Annotated in this window: 21 protein-coding genes and 1 pseudogene; 20 read left to right on the forward strand and 2 right to left on the reverse strand. The window is 60.9% G+C overall.

Going from position 1 to position 21784, the window contains the following annotated elements; translation table 11 throughout:
- Window positions 1-6: 6 nt before the first annotated feature.
- The 17 genes from HWX44_RS00830 to HWX44_RS00910 all read left to right on the forward strand — a co-directional run bounded on the left by HWX44_RS00830 (window position 7) and on the right by HWX44_RS00910 (window position 14383).
- Entirely contained in the window at window positions 7-1182 is a 1176-nt protein-coding gene (locus tag HWX44_RS00830; RefSeq protein WP_175972847.1) for an MraY family glycosyltransferase, read from the forward strand.
- Between the two features lie 16 nt (window positions 1183-1198).
- Window positions 1199-1633: a hypothetical protein gene (locus tag HWX44_RS00835; protein WP_049155069.1), complete on the forward strand. Its 435-nt coding sequence runs from the start codon at window positions 1199-1201 to the stop codon at window positions 1631-1633.
- A gap of 447 nt (window positions 1634-2080) precedes the next feature.
- Entirely contained in the window at window positions 2081-2893 is an 813-nt protein-coding gene (atpB, locus tag HWX44_RS00840; protein ID WP_102234376.1) for a F0F1 ATP synthase subunit A, read from the forward strand.
- 98 nt (window positions 2894-2991) lie between these two features.
- Entirely contained in the window at window positions 2992-3234 is a 243-nt protein-coding gene (locus HWX44_RS00845) for an ATP synthase F0 subunit C (RefSeq protein WP_010187073.1), read from the forward strand.
- Window positions 3235-3279: 45 nt separating this feature from the next.
- Window positions 3280-3852 carry a F0F1 ATP synthase subunit B gene (locus HWX44_RS00850; RefSeq protein WP_175972848.1) on the forward strand — a complete coding sequence of 191 codons (573 nt, stop codon included), beginning with the start codon at window positions 3280-3282 and terminating at the stop codon, window positions 3850-3852.
- A gap of 6 nt (window positions 3853-3858) precedes the next feature.
- Window positions 3859-4674, forward strand: a complete 816-nt coding sequence (locus tag HWX44_RS00855) for a F0F1 ATP synthase subunit delta (protein WP_175972849.1) — start codon at window positions 3859-3861, stop codon at window positions 4672-4674.
- Between the two features lie 60 nt (window positions 4675-4734).
- The gene (gene atpA / locus HWX44_RS00860) at window positions 4735-6375 is read left to right on the forward strand and encodes a F0F1 ATP synthase subunit alpha (protein ID WP_010187069.1); all 1641 of its coding nucleotides are present in this window, start codon (window positions 4735-4737) and stop codon (window positions 6373-6375) included.
- Between the two features lie 56 nt (window positions 6376-6431).
- Window positions 6432-7415 carry a F0F1 ATP synthase subunit gamma gene (locus HWX44_RS00865; protein WP_049155067.1) on the forward strand — a complete coding sequence of 328 codons (984 nt, stop codon included), beginning with the start codon at window positions 6432-6434 and terminating at the stop codon, window positions 7413-7415.
- 3 nt (window positions 7416-7418) lie between these two features.
- The gene (gene atpD, locus HWX44_RS00870; protein ID WP_010187062.1) at window positions 7419-8867 is read left to right on the forward strand and encodes a F0F1 ATP synthase subunit beta; all 1449 of its coding nucleotides are present in this window, start codon (window positions 7419-7421) and stop codon (window positions 8865-8867) included.
- A 10-nt stretch (window positions 8868-8877) separates the two neighbouring features.
- Window positions 8878-9246 (forward strand): F0F1 ATP synthase subunit epsilon, encoded by a 369-nt coding sequence (locus HWX44_RS00875; protein ID WP_175972850.1) that lies wholly within the window; start codon window positions 8878-8880, stop codon window positions 9244-9246.
- A 173-nt stretch (window positions 9247-9419) separates the two neighbouring features.
- Complete coding sequence (locus HWX44_RS00880; protein WP_175972851.1) at window positions 9420-9905, forward strand: DUF2550 domain-containing protein; 486 nt, start codon at window positions 9420-9422, stop codon at window positions 9903-9905.
- Between the two features lie 23 nt (window positions 9906-9928).
- Window positions 9929-10621, forward strand: coding sequence for an endonuclease NucS (gene nucS / locus HWX44_RS00885; protein WP_175972852.1), 693 nt, complete (start codon window positions 9929-9931; stop codon window positions 10619-10621).
- Window positions 10621-10905 carry a hypothetical protein gene (locus HWX44_RS13215; protein ID WP_254868073.1) on the forward strand — a complete coding sequence of 95 codons (285 nt, stop codon included), beginning with the start codon at window positions 10621-10623 and terminating at the stop codon, window positions 10903-10905. The genes nucS and HWX44_RS13215 overlap by 1 nt, the downstream gene beginning before the upstream one ends.
- A gap of 10 nt (window positions 10906-10915) precedes the next feature.
- Window positions 10916-11224, forward strand: a complete 309-nt coding sequence (locus HWX44_RS00895; protein ID WP_175972854.1) for an MTH1187 family thiamine-binding protein — start codon at window positions 10916-10918, stop codon at window positions 11222-11224.
- Window positions 11221-12165 carry a tetratricopeptide repeat protein gene (locus HWX44_RS00900; RefSeq protein ID WP_175972855.1) on the forward strand — a complete coding sequence of 315 codons (945 nt, stop codon included), beginning with the start codon at window positions 11221-11223 and terminating at the stop codon, window positions 12163-12165. Before HWX44_RS00895 ends, HWX44_RS00900 begins: the two co-directional genes overlap by 4 nt.
- 203 nt (window positions 12166-12368) lie before the next feature.
- Entirely contained in the window at window positions 12369-13937 is a 1569-nt protein-coding gene (locus tag HWX44_RS00905) for a peptide ABC transporter substrate-binding protein (RefSeq protein WP_175972856.1), read from the forward strand.
- Between the two features lie 47 nt (window positions 13938-13984).
- Complete coding sequence (locus HWX44_RS00910) at window positions 13985-14383, forward strand: arsenate reductase/protein-tyrosine-phosphatase family protein (protein ID WP_175972857.1); 399 nt, start codon at window positions 13985-13987, stop codon at window positions 14381-14383.
- 149 nt (window positions 14384-14532) lie between these two features.
- Here HWX44_RS00910 and glgB read toward each other — a convergent pair.
- Window positions 14533-16645 (reverse strand): annotated as a pseudogene (gene glgB / locus HWX44_RS00915) (1,4-alpha-glucan branching protein GlgB).
- A 106-nt stretch (window positions 16646-16751) separates the two neighbouring features.
- Window positions 16752-18758: a maltotransferase domain-containing protein gene (locus HWX44_RS00920; protein WP_175972858.1), complete on the reverse strand. Its 2007-nt coding sequence runs from the start codon at window positions 18756-18758 to the stop codon at window positions 16752-16754.
- A gap of 57 nt (window positions 18759-18815) precedes the next feature.
- Between HWX44_RS00920 and HWX44_RS00925 the strand changes: the two genes are divergently transcribed.
- The 3 genes from HWX44_RS00925 (at window position 18816) to HWX44_RS00935 (ending at window position 21761) form a co-directional block, all read left to right on the forward strand.
- The gene (locus tag HWX44_RS00925; protein ID WP_046648947.1) at window positions 18816-19664 is read left to right on the forward strand and encodes an ABC transporter ATP-binding protein; all 849 of its coding nucleotides are present in this window, start codon (window positions 18816-18818) and stop codon (window positions 19662-19664) included.
- A 96-nt stretch (window positions 19665-19760) separates the two neighbouring features.
- A complete protein-coding gene (locus HWX44_RS00930) occupies window positions 19761-20588 on the forward strand; it encodes an NUDIX hydrolase (protein ID WP_049154926.1) in 828 nt (275 codons plus the stop codon).
- A gap of 21 nt (window positions 20589-20609) precedes the next feature.
- Window positions 20610-21761, forward strand: coding sequence for a THUMP-like domain-containing protein (locus HWX44_RS00935; protein ID WP_175972859.1), 1152 nt, complete (start codon window positions 20610-20612; stop codon window positions 21759-21761).
- The last annotated feature ends 23 nt before the right edge of the window (window positions 21762-21784 follow it).

Genomic DNA, 21784 nt, shown 5'->3' on the forward strand with positions numbered 1-21784 from the left:
ACATCAGTGGCTGGAACCGGAGTGCCGCTGCGCGAACTGGCGTTGATCATCTTCGTCGCAGCGGCGTTTACCTACCTCACCACCGGACTGGTGCGCAGCGTCTTGGTGCGCAGCGGCCAGGTGGCGGAGATTCGTCTGCGTGATAGTCACTCGCAACCGACCCCGCAGTTGGGTGGCGTTGCCATGTTCACGGGGTTTGGGGCCGCTGTGTACCTAGCGGGCCAGCTTCCAGCCTTGACTCGCGGGTTTATGCCGGTCACGCCGGAGATGAATGCTGTGCTGTGGTCAGCCGCGGCCATTGTCATCGTCGGCGTGGTGGATGATCTGGTGGAGCTGAGTGCTCTGGTCAAGCTCATCGGGCAATTGGTGGCCGCGGCCATCATGAGCGGTCTAGGTCTGACGTGGACTCTTCTCTTCTTGCCCTTTGGTGATGGGACCACGGTTATCCTCGACCAGGTCCAGGGAACACTCTTGACTACCTTCTTTACGGTTCTGCTCATCAACGCAATCAACTTCGTGGACGGGCTCGATGGGCTGGCCGCCGGGCTGGGCATGATTGCTGGTGGCGCCATCTTGGTCTTCTCGCTGACCGTGCTGCATGACCAGGGTGGAGCGGTGTCGGCCTATCCGCCGGCGATCATCGCGGCGGCACTCGTGGGCGTGTGCGCCGGGTTCCTCCCGCATAACTTCGAGCCCTCCCGCATTTTCATGGGGGATAGCGGGGCGATGTTGATCGGTTTGTTGCTTGCCGCGGCGTCGACCTCAGCGTCGGGCAAGATCAACATGTCGCTGTATGGAACCGTGGACATCGTGGCGCTGATGTCACCTGTCATCGTCGTTGTTGCTGCGGTCTTTATTCCAGTCCTCGACCTTGTCTGGGCCGTGATCCGGCGCGTATCCCAGGGGCGCTCGCCCTTTGCCGCGGACAAGGCCCACATCCACCACCGGCTGCTCTCACTGGGGCATACTCACCGCCGCACCGTGTTGGTGCTGTACCTGTGGGTCTCTGCGGTGGCCTTTGGGGCCGTCTCCTTTTCCATCGTTCCCGCGCCCGTGGCCGTCGTACTAGCGGCTGTCGCGCTCGTTGTGGCCTTCGGCGTGACTCTGATTCCGCTGCGTCAGGGGAAGCTTGGGCGCCAGCCGCGTCCCACCAGCGTGGTGGTGGAAACGGATCCCTCCTGAGGTAGGGTATGGGGCTGTGACTGATTCAACGACCTCCGAAGAGCTTTCGCCGTACGACGATCATCGGCGTCCCCTCAAGCGTGCGCTCCGCCTCGGGGCCATCGGCCTTGTCGTCGTGACCATCGCGTCCCTGGCTATCTGGGGTGGTGTCCGCGGGTTGCCTGGCATCTGGGGAGTGCTCGTCGGCGCCGCTATCGGAGGCGGCTTCGTGCTCTTTACCGCAGCCTCGGTGCTCCTTACCGCGCGGACTACTCCCTCGACCACGATGGCTGTGGTGCTCGGCGGCTGGTTGCTCAAGGTGGTCATCCTGATTATGGTGCTGTTGCTGATTAAGGACTTGGAGTTCTATGACACGATGGCGCTGTTTGTGACTGTGCTGCTAGCCCTGGCGGTGACGCTGGGAACCGAGGTCTGGGGCGTGATTACATCCAACGTGACCTACGTGTCCTAGCCAGCCTCGACCTTTTAGACTGAGCCACTGCTTCCGGTGACCCCGGGAGGGTGGCTTTTTGTGTAGTAAAGCGGTGGCAGCAACAGTGCCCGTTACCCCCGTCAAGGTGGGAAAACGCGGGTATGTGACCAAATACACTTGGCAGGGTTTCGGCAGAATGTGGGCGTTTTATAGGGCCCGTTGGCACTAGGCTGTGCCTTTAGGGCCGCAACGGGGCCCCCACGTGCGAAAACTTGAGGGCGAACTGATAGCATTCTCTTCGGGTTACCGCGGGTTAGCGTCATGCTATCCCGAAAAAGTACGGTTTATCCTTGCCCTGTTTACGCTGATGTGCGACGGAGTCCGTGGACAGGGCAAAGAGCTTGAGACGTCCATCGCACCACATAGCCTTCGACAAGCTGTGTGGCCCGAACACGGGAGAGAACGCTGAGCGTTACGACATTGGCCATGAAGGGTGAGTTTCACGCACCCGAACTGGATCCAGAATTTTTCCCGGGGCACGTAACCGATGATGGTGAAGTCGTCGATCTTCTTTTCGCCGATTTCGCCAACGGTTGGTTCGCTTTGGATCGCATCATGCTGGTTCGCCTGTTCATGGCGGCCATCCTGGTGCTCCTTTTTGTTGTCGCCTTCAGGAACCCGAAGCTGGTTCCTAAAGGATTGCAAAACGTAGCGGAGCATGCGATTGACTTCGTACGAATTCACATCGCAGAAGACATCTTGGGCCGCAAGGAAGGGCGTCGATTCCTTCCGATCTTGGCCACGATCTTCTTCGGTGTTTTGTTCTGGAACGTAGCAACTATTGTTCCAGCTCTAAACATCTCTCCGAACGCTCGTATTGGTATGCCAATCGTGCTGGCTGTCGTCGCGTACATCGCCATGATTTACGCCGGCGCTAAGCGCTTTGGCTTCGGCAAGTTCATCAAGTCCTCGGTGGTTATTCCTAACCTGCCGCCGTTGCTGCACGTACTTGTCGTGCCGATTGAGGCATTCTCTACGTTTGTCATGCGCCCAGTCACGCTGGCTCTTCGTCTGATGGCGAACTTCCTGGCTGGCCACCTCATTTTGGTCCTGTTGTACTCGGCAACGAACTTCTTCTTCTTCCAGTTCAACGGTTGGACTGCACTGAGTGGCCTAACGCTGGTCGCGGCGGTTCTGTTCACGATTTACGAAATCATCGTCATCTTCCTGCAGGCATACATCTTCGCCCTGCTGACGGCGGTATACATCGAACTATCGCTGCATGCAGATTCGCACTAACAACAACGCGAACCTCGCGGTTAACTAAATACCCCAAAACCACCACATCCCCCGCGGAAGAGTCCGTGGGAAAACATTGAAAGGGAACGACTTTCATCATGAACGAAATCATTCTTGCTCAGGCCGCTGACGAGTCCACCCTCAAGGGTCTCGGTGCCATCGGCTACGGCATCGCAACCATCGGCCCGGGTCTGGGCATCGGTATCCTCGTCGGCAAGACCGTCGAGGGCATGGCACGTCAGCCGGAGATGGCTGGCCAGCTGCGTACCACCATGTTCCTGGGTATCGCCTTCGTTGAGGCCCTCGCCCTGATCGGCCTCGTTGCAGGCTTCCTGTTCTAAAGAGCGCTTTACACAAAGTAAATCGAACTTTAAGAACGGAGCCCCATGAACAACGTCATTTACTACCTTGCAGCGGAAGGAAGTGAGCTCCTGCCGCTGGAGAGCGGCAACTCCATCCTTCTGCCCAAGATGTACGACTTGGTCTGGTCTCTCATTCCGTTCGCCATCATCCTGATTGTGTTCTGGAAGTTCGTTCTTCCGGCATACAACAAGATGTTGCAGGAGCGTGAAGACCGGATCGAAGGTGGCCTTAAGCGTGCGGAGGCTCAGCAGGCCGAAGCAAAGGCCGCTCTGGAAAAGTACAATGCTCAGCTCGCTGACGCGCGAGCAGAGGCTGCGGAGATTCGTGAGCAAGCGCGTGAGCGCGGCAAGCTGATCGAGGCAGAGGCTAAGGAAGCTGCAGAAGAAGAATCTCGTCGCATTCTGACCGCTGGCGAGAAGCAGCTTCAGGCTTCCCGCGCACAGGTCGTGTCTGAGCTGCGTTCCGACATCGGGCAGAACTCCATCAACCTGGCAGAGAAGCTGCTCGGCGGCGAACTTTCGGACGCCACCAAGCAGTCCTCCACCATTGATAACTTCCTGTCCGAGCTCGACACTGTGGCACCGGCCGGAAAGTAGGCAACGATGAAGGCAGCTAGCCGCGAAGCACTCGCTACCGTTGAGTCCAAGCTGGATGAGTTCCTCTCCGGTGACCGCTCGGTAGCGACTGCTACCCAGGCAGGCCAGGACCTCTTCGAGGTGGTCCGCGTCCTCGACGGCGACCGCGAGCTGCGCGTCGCACTGACCGACGACGCCGCCACCTCCGAGGAGCGCAAGTCCCTGGTCCAGACCCTTTTCGGCGGCAAGGTTTCCCCGGTAGCACTGCAGGTGCTCCAGGAGGCAGCCGCCGCACAGTGGTCGACGCCGCGTGATATCGCCCGTGGCCTTATCATCCTTGGCCGCCGCGCACTGCTGCGTGGCGCTGAGTTTGAGGGCAAGCTGGGCCAGGTGGAAGACGAACTCTTCTCCCTGTCGCGCGTGCTTGACCGCGAAGGCGAACTGACCCAGCTGCTTTCAGACCGTACTGCGACGTCCGACCGCAAGGTTGGACTGCTGGCAAGCGTGCTCTACGGCAAGGTCACGATGGTTACTGAAGCCCTCGCGCTGCAGGCCATTGGCCGCCCGGAGCAGAACCCGATTGATGATCTCGCCGGTTTGGCGGACACTGCAGCTAAGCTGCAGGGCCGTACCATCGCGCGCGTGACCTCGGCGGGTGAGCTGAACGATAGCCAGCGGGCAGCACTCGCTGAAAAGCTGGGCAAAATTTATGGTCGTGCGATGTCCATCCACTCTGAGGTTGACACCAGCCTCCTCGGTGGTATGACCATCCGCGTCGGCGACGAAGTCATCGATGGCTCGACGGCAGGCAAGATTGCCCGCCTTCGCGCGCAGATGGCATAAGCCGAAACGACAGAAACGATTAAGTAATTGCTGGAAGATACTACCGAGAGCAGGAAGAACATGGCGGAGCTGACGATCTCCTCCGACGAGATCCGTAGCGCGATTGCGAACTACACCTCGAGCTACTCCGCGGAGGCCTCCCGTGAGGAGGTCGGCGTGGTCATTTCGGCAGCTGACGGTATTGCGCAGGTTTCGGGCCTGCCGTCCGTCATGGCGAATGAGCTGCTCGAGTTCCCCGGCGGCGTGATTGGCGTCGCACAGAACCTTGACACCAATTCCATCGGTGTCGTGGTCTTGGGCAACTTCGAGTCGCTTAAAGAAGGCGACGAGGTCAAGAGGACCGGCGAGGTTCTCTCCATCCCTGTGGGCGAGGAATTCCTCGGCCGCGTTATCAACCCCCTGGGCCAGCCGATTGACGGCATGGGCCCGATCACCGCTGAAGAGGACCGCGTCCTCGAGCTGCAGGCACCGTCCGTGCTGCAGCGTCAACCGGTGGAAGAGCCGATGCAGACCGGCATCAAGGCTATTGACGCAATGACCCCGATTGGTCGTGGTCAGCGTCAGCTGATCATTGGTGACCGCAAGACGGGTAAGACCGCCGTCTGTATCGACACCATCCTGAACCAGAAGGCTAACTGGGAATCTGGCGACAAGAACAAGCAGGTCCGCTGCATCTACGTCGCCATCGGCCAGAAGGGCTCCACCATCGCTGGTGTGCGCCACACCCTGGAGCAGCACGGCGCTCTGGAGTACACCACCATCGTGGCTGCTCCGGCATCCGACGCCGCCGGCTTCAAGTGGCTGGCACCGTTCTCCGGTGCAGCTCTGGGTCAGCACTGGATGTACCAGGGCAACCACGTCCTGATCATTTACGATGATCTGACCAAGCAGGCTGAGGCCTACCGTGCGATTTCCCTTCTGCTGCGCCGTCCGCCGGGCCGCGAGGCTTACCCGGGCGACGTCTTCTACCTCCACTCCCGTCTGCTGGAGCGTGCTGCAAAGCTCTCCGACGACATGGGTGCAGGTTCCATGACCGCACTGCCGATCATCGAGACCAAGGCGAACGACGTCTCCGCCTTCATTCCGACCAACGTTATTTCTATTACCGACGGCCAGGTCTTCCTGGAGTCCGACCTGTTCAACCAGGGCGTCCGTCCGGCAATTAACGTCGGTGTGTCCGTCTCCCGTGTTGGTGGTGCCGCACAGACCAAGGGCATGAAGAAGGTTGCCGGTAACCTCCGTCTCGAGCTGGCCGCCTACCGTGACCTGCAGGCCTTCGCGGCCTTCGCATCCGACCTGGATCCGGCTTCCAAGGCTCAGCTGGAGCGCGGTGAGCGCCTCGTCGAGCTGCTCAAGCAGTCCGAGTCCTCCCCGCAGCCTGTCGAGTACCAGATGGTGTCCATCTTCCTCGCAGACCAGGGCATCTTCGACGTCGTTCCCGTCGAGGACGTACGCCGCTTCGAGAAGGAGCTGCACGATCACCTCAACTCTGCAACCCCGCAGGTGTTCGAGCAGATCCAGGGCGGTACCGCTCTGACCGACGAGTCCAAGGATGCACTTGTTGCAGCAGCAAAGGACTTCACTCCGTCCTTCCGCACCACCGAGGGCAACAACCTCGGCACCGAGGCGCCGGTTGACCCGCTGGCCGCGGATGACGTGAACAAGACCGAGCTCAACGTCTCCCGCAAGACGGCCAAATAGAGTTTCGCACGCTCTAAGAATTAACCGTCTAGAAAGAGAAGGGAGGAGCGAACACCATGGCTAATCTTCGTGAACTGCGTGACCGTATCCGGTCCGTCAATTCCACCAAGAAGATCACCAAGGCACAGGAGCTCATTGCTACCTCGCGCATTACCAAGGCTCAGGCCAGGGTAGAAGCGGCGCAGCCTTATGCACGTGAATTGTCCAACGTGCTCAATAAGCTGGCGGCGCACACGTCCCTGGATCACCCGATGCTCCGGGAGCGTGAAGATGCCAAGGTTGCCGCCATTCTCGTGGTCTCTTCTGACCGCGGTATGTGCGGTGGCTACAACAACAACATCTTCAAGAAGGCGGCCGAGCTGGAGGCTCTGCTCAAGAGCGAGGGTTTCGAGACCGTCCGCTACGTCACCGGTAACAAGGGCGTTGGCTTCTACAAGTTCCGTGAGGCCGAGGTCGCAGGCAGCTGGACTGGATTCTCGCAGGATCCGACCTGGGAGAAGACGCACGATGTGCGCCGCCACATTATCGACGGCTTCGTTGCCGGTTCGAATGGCCAGGCTAAGACCCGCGAGGGTATCCACCTGGAGGGCGATACCGTTCGCGGTTTCGACCAGGTGCACGTTGTGTACACCGAGTTCGAGTCGATGCTGACCCAGACCGCGCGTGTGCAGCAGCTGCTGCCGGTGGTACCGGTTATTGAGGAAGAGGACTACAACATGGGTGAGTCCGCGCTTTCCGACGCCGAGCCGAACAATCAGATCACTCCTGATTACGACTTCGAGCCGGACGCGGACACCCTGATGGAAGCGCTGCTTCCGCAGTATGTGTCCCGCCTCCTGTTTGCGATGTTCTTGGAGTCCTCGGCCTCCGAGTCCGCCGCACGCCGTACCGCAATGAAGTCTGCAACTGATAACGCTACCGAGCTGGTCAAGGACCTCTCGCGCGTGGCCAACCAGGCTCGTCAGGCGCAGATTACCCAAGAAATCACAGAGATCGTCGGTGGCGCTGGGGCGCTCGCCGAAAGCGCAGAAAGTGACTAGATTATGACTACAGCTCTGCAAGAGCAGAACACACAGTCGTCGGCTACCGCCGGCCGTGTGGTGCGTGTCATCGGTCCGGTCGTCGACGTGGAGTTTCCGCGTGGCGGGCTGCCGGCACTGTACAACGCACTGACCGTCGAGGTGACCCTCGAGGCTGTTGCAAAGACCGTCACCCTTGAGGTCGCTCAGCACCTCGGTGACAACCTCGTTCGTGCCGTGTCCATGGCTCCGACCGACGGCCTCGTCCGCGGTGCCGCCGTGACCGACACCGGCAAGCCGATTTCCGTGCCGGTGGGCGATGTGGTCAAGGGCCACGTCTTCAACGCCCTCGGTGACTGCCTTGACCAGCCGGGTCTGGGCCGCGATGGCGAGCAGTGGGGCATTCACCGCGAGCCGCCGGCTTTCGACCAGCTCGAGGGTAAGACCGAGATTCTGGAGACCGGTATTAAGGTCATCGACCTGCTGACCCCGTACGTCAAGGGCGGCAAGATCGGCCTCTTCGGTGGTGCAGGTGTGGGTAAGACCGTTCTTATCCAGGAGATGATTACTCGTATCGCACGCGAGTTCTCCGGTACCTCTGTCTTCGCCGGCGTCGGCGAGCGTACCCGTGAGGGCACCGACCTCTTCCTCGAGATGGAAGAGATGGGCGTTCTCCAGGACACCGCACTTGTCTTCGGCCAGATGGATGAGCCGCCAGGAGTCCGTATGCGCGTGGCTCTGTCCGGCCTGACCATGGCGGAGTACTTCCGCGATGTGCAGAACCAGGACGTGCTGCTGTTCATCGACAACATCTTCCGTTTCACCCAGGCCGGTTCTGAGGTGTCGACCCTGCTGGGCCGTATGCCTTCCGCCGTGGGCTACCAGCCGACTCTGGCTGATGAGATGGGTGTGCTGCAGGAGCGTATTACCTCCACCAAGGGTAAGTCCATTACCTCCCTGCAGGCCGTCTACGTTCCGGCCGATGACTACACCGACCCGGCTCCGGCGACCACCTTCGCCCACCTCGACGCCACCACCGAGTTGGACCGTGGTATTGCTTCGAAGGGTATTTACCCGGCAGTGAACCCGCTGACCTCTACCTCTCGTATTCTGGAGCCGTCCATCGTGGGCGAGCGCCACTACGAGGTTGCACAGCGCGTCATCGGTATTCTGCAGAAGAACAAGGAGCTTCAGGACATCATCGCCATCCTTGGTATGGACGAGCTGTCTGAGGAAGACAAGATCACCGTTCAGCGTGCTCGCCGTATCGAGCGCTTCCTGGGCCAGAACTTCTTCGTCGCAGAGAAGTTCACCGGCCTGCCGGGCTCCTACGTGCCGCTGGCCGATACCATCGATGCTTTCGAGCGCATCTGCAACGGCGAATTCGACCACTACCCGGAGCAGGCCTTCAACGGCCTGGGTGGCTTGGACGACGTCGAGGCTGCGTACAAGAAGCTGACTGAGAAGAAGTAGGGAGAGGCACATGGCTGACATCACCGCCGAATTGGTTTCCGTCGAGCGCCTGCTGTGGACCGGAAAGGCCACCATGGTGACGGCTGAGACCACCGAGGGTGAGATCGGCGTGCTTCCTGGCCATGAGCCCATGGTCGGTCAGTTGATCGACAATGGTGTTGTGACCATCCACCCAGTCGACGGCGAGCGCCGCGTCGCTGCCGTCCAGGGTGGCTTCCTCTCCGTATCCGAGAATAAGATCACCGTCCTCGCCGATTGGGCTATCTGGGCTCGCGAGGTCGATGAGGCTCAGGCGCAGGAAGACCTGAAGTCTGAGCGCGAGCTCACGAGGTCCCGCGGCGAAGCTGCATTGCGCGCCGTCCGCCGCTTCAACAGCTAACGGATGAGCGGAGAGGGAAACGACGGGCAGCAATGACCGCCCTTCCCACTCTCACCTAGGAACCCCACAACCTCGATAAGAGGGGGTGGGGTTCCTTCGTCTTCTTCGCCCCAAGACGAGTAACTCTGAGCAATGAGTAGCATTGCTTAGTCCAACGGCGGTACAATCAACCCATGAATTCACAGGTGCTTCAGGGGCTAACGATTCTTTTAGGTCTGTGTGCACTGGTCCTTCTGGTTTTCCTCATCCTAGCGGCGGTGCGCTTTTTCACCGTGCGCTCCCGCGGCACGAGCATTCTTTTGCGCCACCTACCGTCGAAGGACTCTCATTCTTGGCGTCATGGTCTCGTGCGCTATGACGGCGAGTATATGGACTACTTCAAGCTTCGCTCCGTCATGCCGCGCGCCAACAAGCGCTTCAATCGCCTCGACATCGAACTGGGCAGCACCCGCCCAATGGACGATGACGAGGCTTCTTTTATGCCCTCCGGCCACGAGATCATCCAGATCAGCGTCGATGGGCAGGACTATGAGATCGCCTCCGATGCGCAGGGAATTATGGCCCTGAACGCGTGGGTGGAGTCGGCCCCATCGAAGCGCCAAGAAAAGCTGGACTATCACCAAATGCGTCAACGGGTTACCCGTTTGCCTAAGAAGTAGCGCTCAACGATAGGGTAGAGGGCATGCGTCTTGTCATCGCCCAATGCTCCGTAGACTACGTCGGCCGCCTCGACGCTCACCTTCCGATGGCGGATCGGCTCATCCTCATTAAGGCCGATGGTTCGGTATCTATTCATGCGGATGATCGCGCCTACAAGCCTCTGAACTGGATGACACCACCATGCACCTTTGAAGAGTCGGCGATTGAGGATATCGACGGCGAAGACACAGGAGAAAAGCTGTGGCTGGTGGAGAACCCGAAGGGTGAGCAGCTACGCATCACCATTGCTGAAATCCACCAGGACATCACTATGGAGCTGGGGGAAGATCCCGGCCTAGTCAAGGATGGCGTGGAAGCGCACCTGCAGGAGCTGCTGGCCGAGCACATCGAAACGTTGGGGGAGAAGTACTCGCTAGTGCGTCGCGAGTACCCCACGGCTATCGGGCCGGTGGACATCATGGCCAAGAATGCCAAGAACGAGTTCGTCGCCGTGGAGGTAAAACGCCGCGGGGGCATCGATGGCGTCGAGCAGCTCACGCGTTACCTCGAACTGCTGAACCGCGACGATTTGCTTGCGCCGGTCCACGGTGTCTTCGCAGCGCAGGAAATCAAGCCCCAAGCACGGACCTTGGCGGAAGACCGTGGCATCCGTTGCGTCGTCCTGGATTACCAGGAGCTGCGCGGCATCGAATCCAACGAGTTGCGGTTGTTCTAGTGCCACGCCGCAATCGCAGAATCCGCGAAGAGCCACGCTCGCTGCCGCGCGATGGAAGCGCTTTCCTCGGTTCCCAGACTGTAGCTGGGCCGCGCTGGACTAATGGGGAGCCCTTCGTCATGAGGCACGTTGGCAGTGCCGCCGCGCAGAAGTACTACGTATGCCCGGGATGCAATCAGAACATCCCACCCGGGGTGGCGCACATCGTGGCGTGGCCACGGGATACCGGTGGGCGCGCCGATGATCGCCGCCACTGGCACCGGCACTGCTGGGAGCGGCGGTAGGATAGCGGGCATGATTGTTGCCTTTTCCGTAGCACCCACCATCGTGGGTGATGAAAGCGCTGAAATGTCCGAGGCCGTGGCCGAAGCCGTGCGCGTTGTCCGGGCCTCCGGCCTCCCTAATGAGATCAACTCCATGTTCACCATCATCGAAGGTGAGTGGGACGAGGTCTTCGCGGTCATTAAGGAGGCCACCGATGCCGTGCGCGCCGTGTCGCCGCGCACGAGCTTGGTGATTAAGGCCGATATCCGCGAAGGCGTGACCGGGCAGATAACCCAAAAAGTAGATTCCGTTAACCGTTACCTGGAGGAGAATAAGTGACCGGACCGTACGTAGGAGGAGCCCTCGACCTGGGTGCTATCAAGCAGCAGGCGGAGGCGCGGGCACAAGCACAATCCCAGACCGCACACGCCGGAGCGGCCGGAGCTGCTAGATCCGGCGGAGGGATTGCGCCCTTCTTCGAGGTCACCGAGCAGAACTTTGAAAATGATCTGGTGCGCCGTTCTGCGGAGGTACCCGTTATCGCCTTGATCGGCTCGCCGCGCTCACCTGCCTCCGAGCAGCTCAAGAAAGATTTCGAGGAGATGGCCGCCGCCGGTGGGCTGAAGTTCATCGTCGGCTACATCAACGCCGATGTCGTGCCCCAGGTGGCGCAGGTCTTCGGCGTGCAGAATCTGCCGACCACTGTTGCGATTGCCGCCGGCCAGCCCGTCACCAACTTCGAGGGCGGACAGCCGCGAGAGAACCTGGAGCAGTGGGTAGCGGCGATCGTTGACAAGCTCGGCCCCCAGCTCAAGGGCCTACCCGAACAGGGCGAGGCGGGGGAGAGTCCCGCAGAGGAAGTAGCGGACCCACGCCTGAGCCTGGCGGAGGAAGCTCTCAACCGCGGTGATTTCGATTCTGCTATTGCTACCTACGAGGAGATCCTGGCCGCCGAGCCGGACAACGTGGAGATTAAGCAGGCTCGCGATACCACGCTGCTGCTCAAGCGTTTGGACCCGGCGAATCGCAGCGAGGATCCTATCGCTGCGGCGGATGCCGCTCCGGAGGACGTGTCCAAGCAGCTCGATGCCGCCGACGCCGAGGTTGTCGCCGGTGCTCCCGATCGCGCCTTTGAGCGCCTCATTGAGGCTATGAAGCGCACCGCCGGGGATGAGAAGGAACAGCTCAAGACCCGTCTGTTGGAGCTTTTCGGGCTCTTTGATTCGGGTGACCCGCGCGTGCTGGCCGCGCGTACGAAGCTGGCTAGTGCCTTGTATTAATTTCCCTTCCTTGTGGAGTTCCACGAGCAGCTGCAGCCTTCACGGGCGCTTGTTGCACCTCACACTCAACCCTCAGGATTGGCTGATTAAGTCCTCTCCTGAGGGTCTTTTTGTGTCGACGCTGGTATGTGAGGTGTCGCATGCTAAGTTCATTTTGGTGTCATAACGCACACTTTGTTTTTAGCTCTTTCAGGAGGACTCTCATGCGCAATCTCCTCGGCGTCATCGGCGCCACCTCTCTTGCTTTTACCCTCGCCGCCTGCGGAAGCGATAGCGCCGGTGGCTCCAACTATGTTCGCGTTCTCGGCACTGAGCCGCAGCAGGGGCTTATCCCCGCGATGACGAATGAGAACGGCGGCGGACGCATCGTCGACATGCTGTATTCCGGGTTGGTGTACTACGACGCCGAGGGCAACGTGCACAACGAGATGGCGGAGTCCATCGACAAGGAAGGGGAGAAGACCTACAAGGTCACGCTCAAGCCCGACCTGAAATTCTCCGACGGTTCCGCTGTGACCGCGGATACCTTTGTCGATACGTGGAATTACGCGGTGGCCAACGAACAGCTCAACGAGAGCTTCTTCTCCTCCATCAAGGGATACGGGGAAGGCGTCAAGGAAATGGAGGGCCTCAAGGTCATCGATGAGCGTACCTTCACCATCGAGCTCACCCAGCCGGAGAGTGATTTCCCGAGCCGCTTGGGCTACAACGCTTACTTCCCGGTTCCAGCGGCCGCGCTGGAGGACCCGCAGGCTTTCGGCGAGACTCCGGTGTCCAATGGCCCCTACAAGATTAAGGAATGGAACCACAACCAGAACCTGATCATCGAGCCCAACCCGGAATACAAGGGCGACCGTGCTGCACAAAACGACGGCATCGAGTTCGCCTTCTACGCTGATTCCAGTGCGGCCTACATGGACCTGTTGGCGAATAACCTCGATGTCCTGGAAGCTATCCCGTCCTCTGCTTTCGGCAGCTATGAGCATGACCTGGCCGGCCGCCAGGAAACCAAGCCGGCCGCCACCTACCTGGAAATGTCCATCCACATGGAGACCCCGCACTTTAGTGGGGAAGAGGGCACGCTGCGCCGCAAAGCAATCTCGATGGCCATCAACCGTGAGGAAATCGCGGAGACCATCTTCCATGGCACCCGCACACCGGCCCGCGAGTTCACCTCACCGGTCCTCAATGGCTACAACGACAGCTTGCCCGGATCGGAGAACCTGGATTACAACCCGGAGGAGGCAAAGAAGCTGTGGGCGGAGGCCGATAAGAAGTACGGTGCTTTTGAAGGCTCGTTCCCCATCAACTACAACACCGATGGTGACAACAAAGATTGGGCCGATGCCGTAGCCAACAACATCAGCAACACCTTGGGCATCCAGGCCGTGGGGAACCCCTACCCGGACTTCAAGTCCTTCCGCGATGCCTACCGCACCGAGCGAATGGACGGTGCCTACCGCACGGCGTGGTTCGCCGACTATCCTTCCATGGGCAACTTCCTCGGGCCAAACTTCACCACGGGTGTCGCCTCCAATGACTCGAAGTACTCCAACCCGGAGTTTGATGAGCTCATCGTCAAGGCCAACGGCGCCGCAAATGAGGAGGAAGCCGCGAAGCTCTACAACCAGGCACAGGAGCTGTTGCTGCGTGACCTTCCTTCGATCCCGCTGTTCTACCCGAACGTGGTCGGCGGCTGGTCCGAGAACGTCCAGGACGTGACCTTCAACTGGAAGTCCCTGCCGGTGTACTACGCGGTGAAGAAGAACTAGCGCTCTGGTCCTACTGGCACACCGCAACACGATTACAGTAGGGTGGCATGACCTCCGTACTTTTTCTTTGTAATACCAACCGCGGTAAGTCCCAGATGGCGGCTGCCTTAGCCAGGAAGCATGCGCCCGACTGGGAGATTCACTCCGCAGGAGTAAAGACCACTGAACAGCATCGTGAGCAGGGCGTTAATGCTGAGGCGCAGGCCTCCCTTGCAAAGGTCGGCGCCGACATGGCAGGTACGCCGACCTTGATTGATTCCGACCTCGCATCTTCGGTGGACCACGTCATCATCGTCGGTGATGCCGACTATGACGGAGTGGCTGAGCGTTGGGAGATTGAGGACCCGTCCGTACGCGGCCTAGAGGGAGATGAGCGAATGGATGCGCTGCGCGATGACATTGATGCTCGCGTACGAGCTTTCCTTGGTGCACACGCGCAGGACTGAAAACTAAAACTGCCCCAGTTGCCAAAGAACCCCGCCGAGATTCAAGATCTGGCCAGAACTTTGGCAACTGGGGCAGTTGTGTCTCTCAGGCCTTGCTTGCGACGAGCGTGAGCACGCGCCGAGCCAGGCTCGGCGCTAGGCCGCGCAGCTTAGCCGCGGAAGGCATACCACTGCACCGAGTTGGCCGGCAGGTGTAGCTGGACGTGGTTGCCTTCGGAGCGCACGCGGTGGGCAAGGTCGTTGCCAGCACCTTGGTAGACGGCGTCGTCGGTGTTGATGACCAGTTCCCACTCACCGTCGCGCGGCACCCAGAGGTCATAGTTGGGCACGGAACTTCCGGAGAAGTTGCACACTGCCAGCAGCGCGGAGCCATCCTTGCCGTAGCGCACGTAGCCGAGCATGTTGTTGTTAGCATCATCGGCCTTGACCCACTGGAAGCCGTCCTGGGTGAAGTCCTGCGTCCAGAGTGCCGGGTGCTGCTTGTACACCGCGTTGAGGTCGCGCACCAGGCGTTTAATGCCGTGGTGCCACTCGTTGCCCCAGCCCTCCAAGTTGGACCAGTCCACGGAGTGGCCTTCGGCCCATTCGGTGGTCTGGCCAAACTCTTGGCCCATGAACATCAGCTGCTTGCCCGGGTGGGAGAACATGTAGCCATACAGCGCGCGCAGGCCCGCGGCCTTGTTCCAGTCATCGCCCGGCATACGTTCCCACAGGGAGCCCTTGCCATGGACCACTTCGTCGTGGCTAAACGGCAGCACATAGCGCTCCGAGTAGGCGTAGACCATGGAGAAGGTGAGCTCACCGTGGTGGTACCGGCGGTGAATCGGCTCGTGCTTGAAGTACTCCAGGGTGTCGTTCATCCAGCCCATGTTCCACTTCAGGCTAAAGCCCAGGCCGCCCTCATGCGTCGGGGCGGTCACGCCTGGCCAGGAGGTGGATTCTTCGGCGATGGTCAGCACGCCCGGGTGGGTGCGGTTCAGGGTGGCGTTGGTCTCCTGAAGGAACTGGACGGCCTCGAGGTTCTCGCGGCCGCCGTAGATATTGGGCAGCCACTCTTCGCGGGAGTAGTCGAGGTAGAGCATGGATGCCACGGCGTCGACACGCAGGCCGTCGATGTGGAACTCCTCGGCCCAGTAGAGAGCATTGGCCACGAGGAAGTTGCGCACCTCGTTGCGACCGAAGTCGAAGACATAAGTTCCCCAGTCGGCCTGCTCGCCGCGGCGCGGATCCGGGTGCTCGTAGAGTGCCTGGCCATCGAAGCGGCCCAGCGCCCACTCATCCTTGGGGAAGTGTGCGGGAACCCAGTCGACGAAGACGCCGATGCCTGCCTTGTGCAGGTCGTTGATAAGCGCGCGCAGCTCATCCGGAGAGCCCCAGCGCGCCGAGGGAGCGTAGTAGCCGAGACCTGGTAGCCCCAAGAGCCGCCGAAGGTGCTCGGCCACGGCCAGCTCACGTGGTAATACCGTGGTCTAGAAGGGAGGGGATGAGCTCTTCGCGCAAGGTGTTGTAGTTGGCGCCCACCTTCCAGGAGCCGACGTGGAGCTCATAGACACTCATCGGGACGTCGAGGTCCCCGGTGCGCTTGCTCATCCACTCCTCATCGCTCCACTCGAAGTTGGAGCGGGCCACCACGGAGGCGGTCTCCGGCGGGGCAATGGTGCGCTTGGCCAGGGGATCAGCCTTATCGATGCGCGGAGAGTTCTTGCCGTGGACCGCAAACTTATAGCGCTCGCCTTCGCCCACACCGGGGATGAAGACCTCCCAAATGCCCGTGGAGCCAAGGCAACGCATGGGGTACTGGGTAGGGTTCCAGCCGCAGAAGTCACCGACGACGGCCACGCCCTCCGCGTTGGGCGCCCACACGGCAAACGCGGTGCCTTCGACTACGCCCATGTCGGTGGTGTAGCTCTTGAGGTTGGCACCGAGCACTTCCCACAAGCGCTCGTGGCGGCCCTCGCCGATGAGGTGCTGATCCAAGGTGCCCAGGGTAGGCAGGAAGTGGTAGCCATCCGCTACCTCGATGGCGGGCTGGCCCGGATAGGTGATGCGCAGGCGGTAGTCTGCTTCTTCGGCGAGCGGGGCCTCCCAGATATCATCCCCAACCGCGCGCATGGCGAGGGTTTCGGTGGCGGTGACGAGCTCGACGGCTTCGGCACCGGGGCGGCGAGTGCGGACGGTTCCATCGTGCCAACCATAGAAATCATGGGGCGCGTGGTGGCGGCAGTGGTTGAGGCGTTCGAGGTCTGAGGCCGGGATGTTCATACAGACCAAATTACCCAAGAACACGTGCTCGCGGGGCAGAAAAGAAACCCCGCGCTACCCATGAAGGGGGTATGGATTCAGCGCGGGGTTTCAGTCGCTTTAAAACTTAAGCGCGGTAGTCCTTCACACGACGCCACGCAATGCGTTCCTGCAGGTCATGGTGGGCTGGCGGGAGGATGAAGACGTGGGCGACGTCGCGAAGCGGCTCTAGGCGCACGAAGTTGCGGTCGGACCATTCGTAGGCGGCACCACTGATGGTGTCCTGCACCGTGAAGTGTTCACCCGGGTGGCGGCCCACGGCGGCCAAGTCCAAGAAGACCGTGGCCTCCTGTGCATTGCGCGGATCGAGGTTGACCACCACGAGCACCACATTGCCGGTAGCGGGATCGGCCTTGGAGTAGGCAATGATGGCCTCGTTATCCGTGTTGTGGAAGCGTAGCGTGCGCAGCTGCTGGAGGGCCGGGTTTTCGCGGCGGATGACGTTGAGTAGGCGAATATAGGATTCCAGGGAATCCCCGGACTTCAGCGCTGCCTGGAAGTCACGCGGGCGCAGCTCGTACTTCTCTGAGTCGAGATATTCCTCGCTGCCCGGCTTGACGGCCTGGTGCTCGTAGAGCTCGAAGCCCGAGTACACGCCCCACAGCGGGGAAAGCGTGGCCGCCAGGGTGGCGCGGATGGCGAACATGGCGCGCCCACCGGTCTGCAGGGACTCGTGGAGGATATCCGGGGTATTGACAAAGAGGTTGGGCCGGCAGATATCGGCCTGCTCTACGTGCATCTGCGCGAACTCGGTGAGCTCGTGCTTGGAGGTCTGCCACGTGAAGTAGGTATAAGACTGCGTAAATCCTGCCTTGGCCAGACCGAACAGACGCGGGGCGCGGGTGAAGGCCTCGGAGAGGAAGATGACCTCCGGGTGGGTGATGTGCACCTTGGAGATCAGCCAGTTCCAAAAGTTGGTCGGCTTGGTGTGCGGGTTATCCACGCGGAAGGTGGTGACACCAGCCTCCACCCAAATCATGACGATGCGGTAGATCTCCGCGTAAATGGCGTCTGGGTCGTTATCGAAATTGAGCGGATAGATGTCCTGGTACTTCTTCGGCGGGTTCTCCGCGTAGGCGATAGTGCCATCGGCCAACACCGTGAAAAATTCCGGGTTGGTCTTGGCCCACGGGTGGTCCGGGGAGGCCTGCAGCGCTAGGTCCAGTGCTACCTCCAGGCCCAAGTCGGCGGCCTTCTTGACCAGTTCCTTGAAGTCCTCCATGGTGCCCAGCTCCGGGTGCGTGGTGGAGTGGTCCTGAATGGCCCAGGGCGAGCCCACATCACCAGGCTCAGCCACCACCGAGTTGTTGCGGCCCTTGCGGTGCACTTCGCCAATGGGGTGGATGGGAGGGAAGTAGACGGTGTCGAACCCCATGGCAGCCACGCGCTCCAGAGCCCGCGCTGTGGTCTTAAACGTGCCGTGCACGGGGTTGCCCTCGTCATCCCACCCGCCGGTCGAGCGCGGGAAGAGCTCGTACCAGGAGTTGTAGAGGGCCTCGCGGCGCTCTACCAGGACCTCGTGGATGTCACCTTCGACCAGCAGGTGGCGCAGCGGGTGGTGGTGGAGGATCTCGGCGACCTCCTCGGAGAGCGCGGTGCGCACGCGCTTGTCGACGTCCACCGTGTCATCCTTGAGCTCCTTCGACGCTTTAAAGAGCAGCTCCGCCTTATCGCTCGGGCACTGGATGGCCGCCTCCTCGAAGAGCTCGGCGCCGTGCAACAGATCGTTGCTGAGCTCCCGCGCCGATTGCCCCGCCTCCATCTTCTTGACCACCGCGTTGCGCCACGTGGACATCGGATCCGACCAGGCATCGATGCGGAAGAACCAACGCCCGGGAGTCGCCGGAGTAAACACCCCGTGGACTCGGTCCTGGTCTTCCGGGTCCACCGTCATGGTCACGGCAGAGGTGGACGGGGATTCGGTGTTCCACACCGACAGCGTCGCGGCGACGGCATCGTGGCCCTCACGCCACACCAGCGCGGTGACAGGGACGACCTCTCCTACTACGGCCTTCGAGGCGGCATTACCGGAGAGGGAGGGGCGGACATCGTCGATACCAAGGCGTTGAGTCATGCCCATAGAATAATGCAGCTGTGTCAGTTTCACCGGGGAAGGAGGATATCAGCCACAATGGTGCGTGTGAACACTCCAGAGCAATTGAGCCAGCAAGACCCTGAATTGATGGAAACCGACGAGGATTGGTTGATTGACTTCCGCGGCGTCGAGCTACGACGCGGCGGGCGCACGCTGGTCGGGCCCGTCGACTGGCAGGTGGAGCTCGATGAGCGTTGGGTCATCATCGGCCCCAATGGCGCGGGCAAGACCTCCCTGGTGCGCATGGCCGCCGCCGAAGAATTCCCGTCCGCAGGCGTGGCTTTCCTCATGGGCGAGCGCCTGGGCAAAACGGATATGCGCGATCTGCGCGCCGCCATTGGCATCTCTTCCGCTGCCGTCCAGCACCGCATCCCGGACAACGAGCGCGTGGATGATCTCGTTGTGTCTGCTGGCTATGCGGTCCTCGGCCGCTGGCGTGAGGACTACCAAGACATGGACTTCTCCCGTGCCGACGAGATCTTGGAACAAGTCGGCGCCGCGCACCTCGCAGAGCGGACCTGGGGCACGCTCTCCGAAGGTGAGAAGAAGCGCGTCATCCTCGCCCGTGCCCTCATGGCCAACCCGGAGCTGCTCATCCTGGATGAGCCCTCCGCGGGCATGGACTTGGGCGGCCGTGAGGACCTCGTGGGCTACTTGGGGGACCTAGCACTCGATGCGGATGCCCCGGCGATTGTCATGATTACCCACCACGTGGAGGAAATCCCTTACGGATTTACCCATGCGATGCTCCTGGATGAGGGTAAGGTCGTGGCCAAAGGACTCATTAACTCTGTCCTGACGTCGGAAAACCTTTCCAAGGCCTTCCACCAACCTATCCAGGTGGATCGCATCGGGGAGAGGTACTTCGCCCGACGAGTCCGCTAACCCCTAGTACATATCTCTCAGTACAAAACCTCAGTACACACCCTCGACGTATACCTCTCGAATTCTGCCCCCCAGCCTGCAGACACGGAAAGTTGCATGAGTCAGTCCATCCACGACAGCCTTGACGCCATCGACCCCGGCGAAACAACGGGCTTTAACGGGGCACGTCTGGCCGCTACTGTCCTCTTGTTGCGCGATACGGCCGAGGGGCTGCGCGTGTGGATCCAAGAACGCGTGCGCACCATGCGCAACTACCCCGGCCACGTCGTCTTTCCCGGCGGCGGGGTAGACCCGCGTGACTTCCCGCCCCGAACCTGGGACTCTGGCGAACTGTGGGCAGGCCGCTCAGTGGTGTCCATGGCACGCCGCATGGGCGTAACCAAGTACAAGGCACACGCCCTTGTCTTCGCCGCCGCCCGGGAGCTTTTCGAGGAGGCCGGCACGCTGTTAGCCATCCGCGAGGACGGCTTGGTCTCCGACGCCTCTCGTTACCACCGCGAGCGCGAGCTGCTAGAAACCCACGAGATTTCCTTCACCGAGTTCCTTGAGCACAACGGCATGCGTGTCGACGCCGACATGCTATTGCCCTGGTCCCGCTGGGCCGGTGAAGATAACAACCACTGGTTCGATACCTTCTTCTTCATCGGTGTACTGCCCGAGGGCCAAGAACCCGATGGGGATACGGGCGAAGCCGATGACGCCGGCTGGTTCGACCCGCAATTGGTCCTCGACGGCTGGCGCGCCGGGCTGGTCCGCCTAGCCATCCCGACGTGGGCCCAGCTCAAGCGCCTCACGTCCTATTCCAGCGTTAAAGAGGTTTTAGATGATGCCTCTTTCTCCGACTTACGCCCAATTATCGGCGACCCGCGCGATGACGAGCGCTACCGCGAATACTTCACCACTTTTCCCGTCGACCGAATTTAATCCACCCCTGAAGAAACCTGCATGAGCTACACCCTGGACGAAGTCTCCTTCCTGCGTGAGAACGCTGCCGCCATCGATACCGCCGCAGCAGACCTGGAGGGGACCAAGAAGGCGCACCTGCGGGACGTCGCCAAGCTGCAGGCCCACTTTGGTGACTACGGGCGTGCCGTGGCCGAACTCATCCAAGCCCGCAGCTCCGGCAAGCTGCCGGGGCAGTGGCTCATGGACCATGACTCCGCCCAACAAGCCACTCCACCCGCAGTGGCGGCTTATCGCGCGCAGTTCCTTCAGGAACGCAACGTGGACATGGTCCACGACCTCACGTGTTCTATCGGCACCGAGGGGCAGGCTTATCGTCCCGGTGCTTATGTGGGCAGCGACCTGGACGCCTCACGCGTAGCCATGGCGCAGCACAACATTGAGCATCCCGTCTTTCGCGCAAATGCGCTGACAACAACGACGACCGCCGAAGTCTGCATCGCCGACCCTGCCCGGCGCCAAGGCGGCAACCGCATTACTCGCCTGGACCAACTTCTGCCCCCGCCAGCAGATCTGCTGGCCACCCACGGCGAGATGGCCATCAAATGCGCACCCGGCATCGACCACTCCGAATGGGAAGGCCTAGCCTGCGTGGTCAGCCTCGACGGAGGGGTGAAGGAAACCTGCCTGTACACCCCAGGCCTGGGAACAGGGAAGAGGGCAGTGGTCCTCAGTACCACGCCAGATGGAATCCACAAGGACGTCATCGACGACGGCGTCACAGAGCACGAGCTACCTGAGGCCGGCCCCATCGGCCGGTTCCTCATCGACCCCGACGGCGCCATCGTGCGCGCCGGGCTGGTGCGCCACTACGCCGCGCGGGAAGGCCTGCACCAACTGGACCCGCGCATTGCTTACCTCACCGGTGACCGCCTGCCGCAAGGCACGTCCGGATTTGAATTCATCGAGATGGTCCCCATGAAGAAGCTCAAGGCGGCCATGGTGGCCCACGATGTTGGTTCGCTGGAAATCCTGGTACGCGGGCAAGACGTGAACCCGGACCAACTGCGCAAGAAGCTCAAACTGAAAGGCTCCACGGCCAAGACTCTCGTGGTCACGCGCATTGGAACGAAGGGAGTCGCGGTGTTGTGCGGACCGCGAGTAGTATCGACCGAAGGTAATTACGCACCCTAATAGTTTCAAAATTTACGGAAGGG

Origin of the sequence: Corynebacterium sp. Marseille-Q2823, from assembly GCF_903645345.1 — a bacterium.
Taxonomy (GTDB): Bacteria; Actinomycetota; Actinomycetes; order Mycobacteriales; family Mycobacteriaceae; genus Corynebacterium; species Corynebacterium hiratae.

Excerpts from the sequence above, each read along its gene's own strand:
- atpB (WP_102234376.1), top strand. The coding sequence starts at position 2,081 with ATGAAGGGTGAGTTTCACGCACCCGAACTGGATCCAGAATTTTTCCCG.
- HWX44_RS00845 (WP_010187073.1), top strand. The coding sequence starts at position 2,992 with ATGAACGAAATCATTCTTGCTCAGGCCGCTGACGAGTCCACCCTCAAG.
- HWX44_RS00850 (WP_175972848.1), top strand. The coding sequence starts at position 3,280 with ATGAACAACGTCATTTACTACCTTGCAGCGGAAGGAAGTGAGCTCCTG.
- HWX44_RS00855 (WP_175972849.1), top strand. The coding sequence starts at position 3,859 with ATGAAGGCAGCTAGCCGCGAAGCACTCGCTACCGTTGAGTCCAAGCTG.
- atpA (WP_010187069.1), top strand. The coding sequence starts at position 4,735 with ATGGCGGAGCTGACGATCTCCTCCGACGAGATCCGTAGCGCGATTGCG.
- HWX44_RS00865 (WP_049155067.1), top strand. The coding sequence starts at position 6,432 with ATGGCTAATCTTCGTGAACTGCGTGACCGTATCCGGTCCGTCAATTCC.
- atpD (WP_010187062.1), top strand. The coding sequence starts at position 7,419 with ATGACTACAGCTCTGCAAGAGCAGAACACACAGTCGTCGGCTACCGCC.
- HWX44_RS00875 (WP_175972850.1), top strand. The coding sequence starts at position 8,878 with ATGGCTGACATCACCGCCGAATTGGTTTCCGTCGAGCGCCTGCTGTGG.
- HWX44_RS00880 (WP_175972851.1), top strand. The coding sequence starts at position 9,420 with ATGAATTCACAGGTGCTTCAGGGGCTAACGATTCTTTTAGGTCTGTGT.
- nucS (WP_175972852.1), top strand. The coding sequence starts at position 9,929 with ATGCGTCTTGTCATCGCCCAATGCTCCGTAGACTACGTCGGCCGCCTC.
- HWX44_RS00895 (WP_175972854.1), top strand. The coding sequence starts at position 10,916 with ATGATTGTTGCCTTTTCCGTAGCACCCACCATCGTGGGTGATGAAAGC.
- HWX44_RS00905 (WP_175972856.1), top strand. The coding sequence starts at position 12,369 with ATGCGCAATCTCCTCGGCGTCATCGGCGCCACCTCTCTTGCTTTTACC.
- HWX44_RS00910 (WP_175972857.1), top strand. The coding sequence starts at position 13,985 with ATGACCTCCGTACTTTTTCTTTGTAATACCAACCGCGGTAAGTCCCAG.
- HWX44_RS00920 (WP_175972858.1), bottom strand. The coding sequence starts at position 18,758 with ATGACTCAACGCCTTGGTATCGACGATGTCCGCCCCTCCCTCTCCGGT.
- HWX44_RS00925 (WP_046648947.1), top strand. The coding sequence starts at position 18,816 with ATGGTGCGTGTGAACACTCCAGAGCAATTGAGCCAGCAAGACCCTGAA.
- HWX44_RS00930 (WP_049154926.1), top strand. The coding sequence starts at position 19,761 with ATGAGTCAGTCCATCCACGACAGCCTTGACGCCATCGACCCCGGCGAA.
- HWX44_RS00935 (WP_175972859.1), top strand. The coding sequence starts at position 20,610 with ATGAGCTACACCCTGGACGAAGTCTCCTTCCTGCGTGAGAACGCTGCC.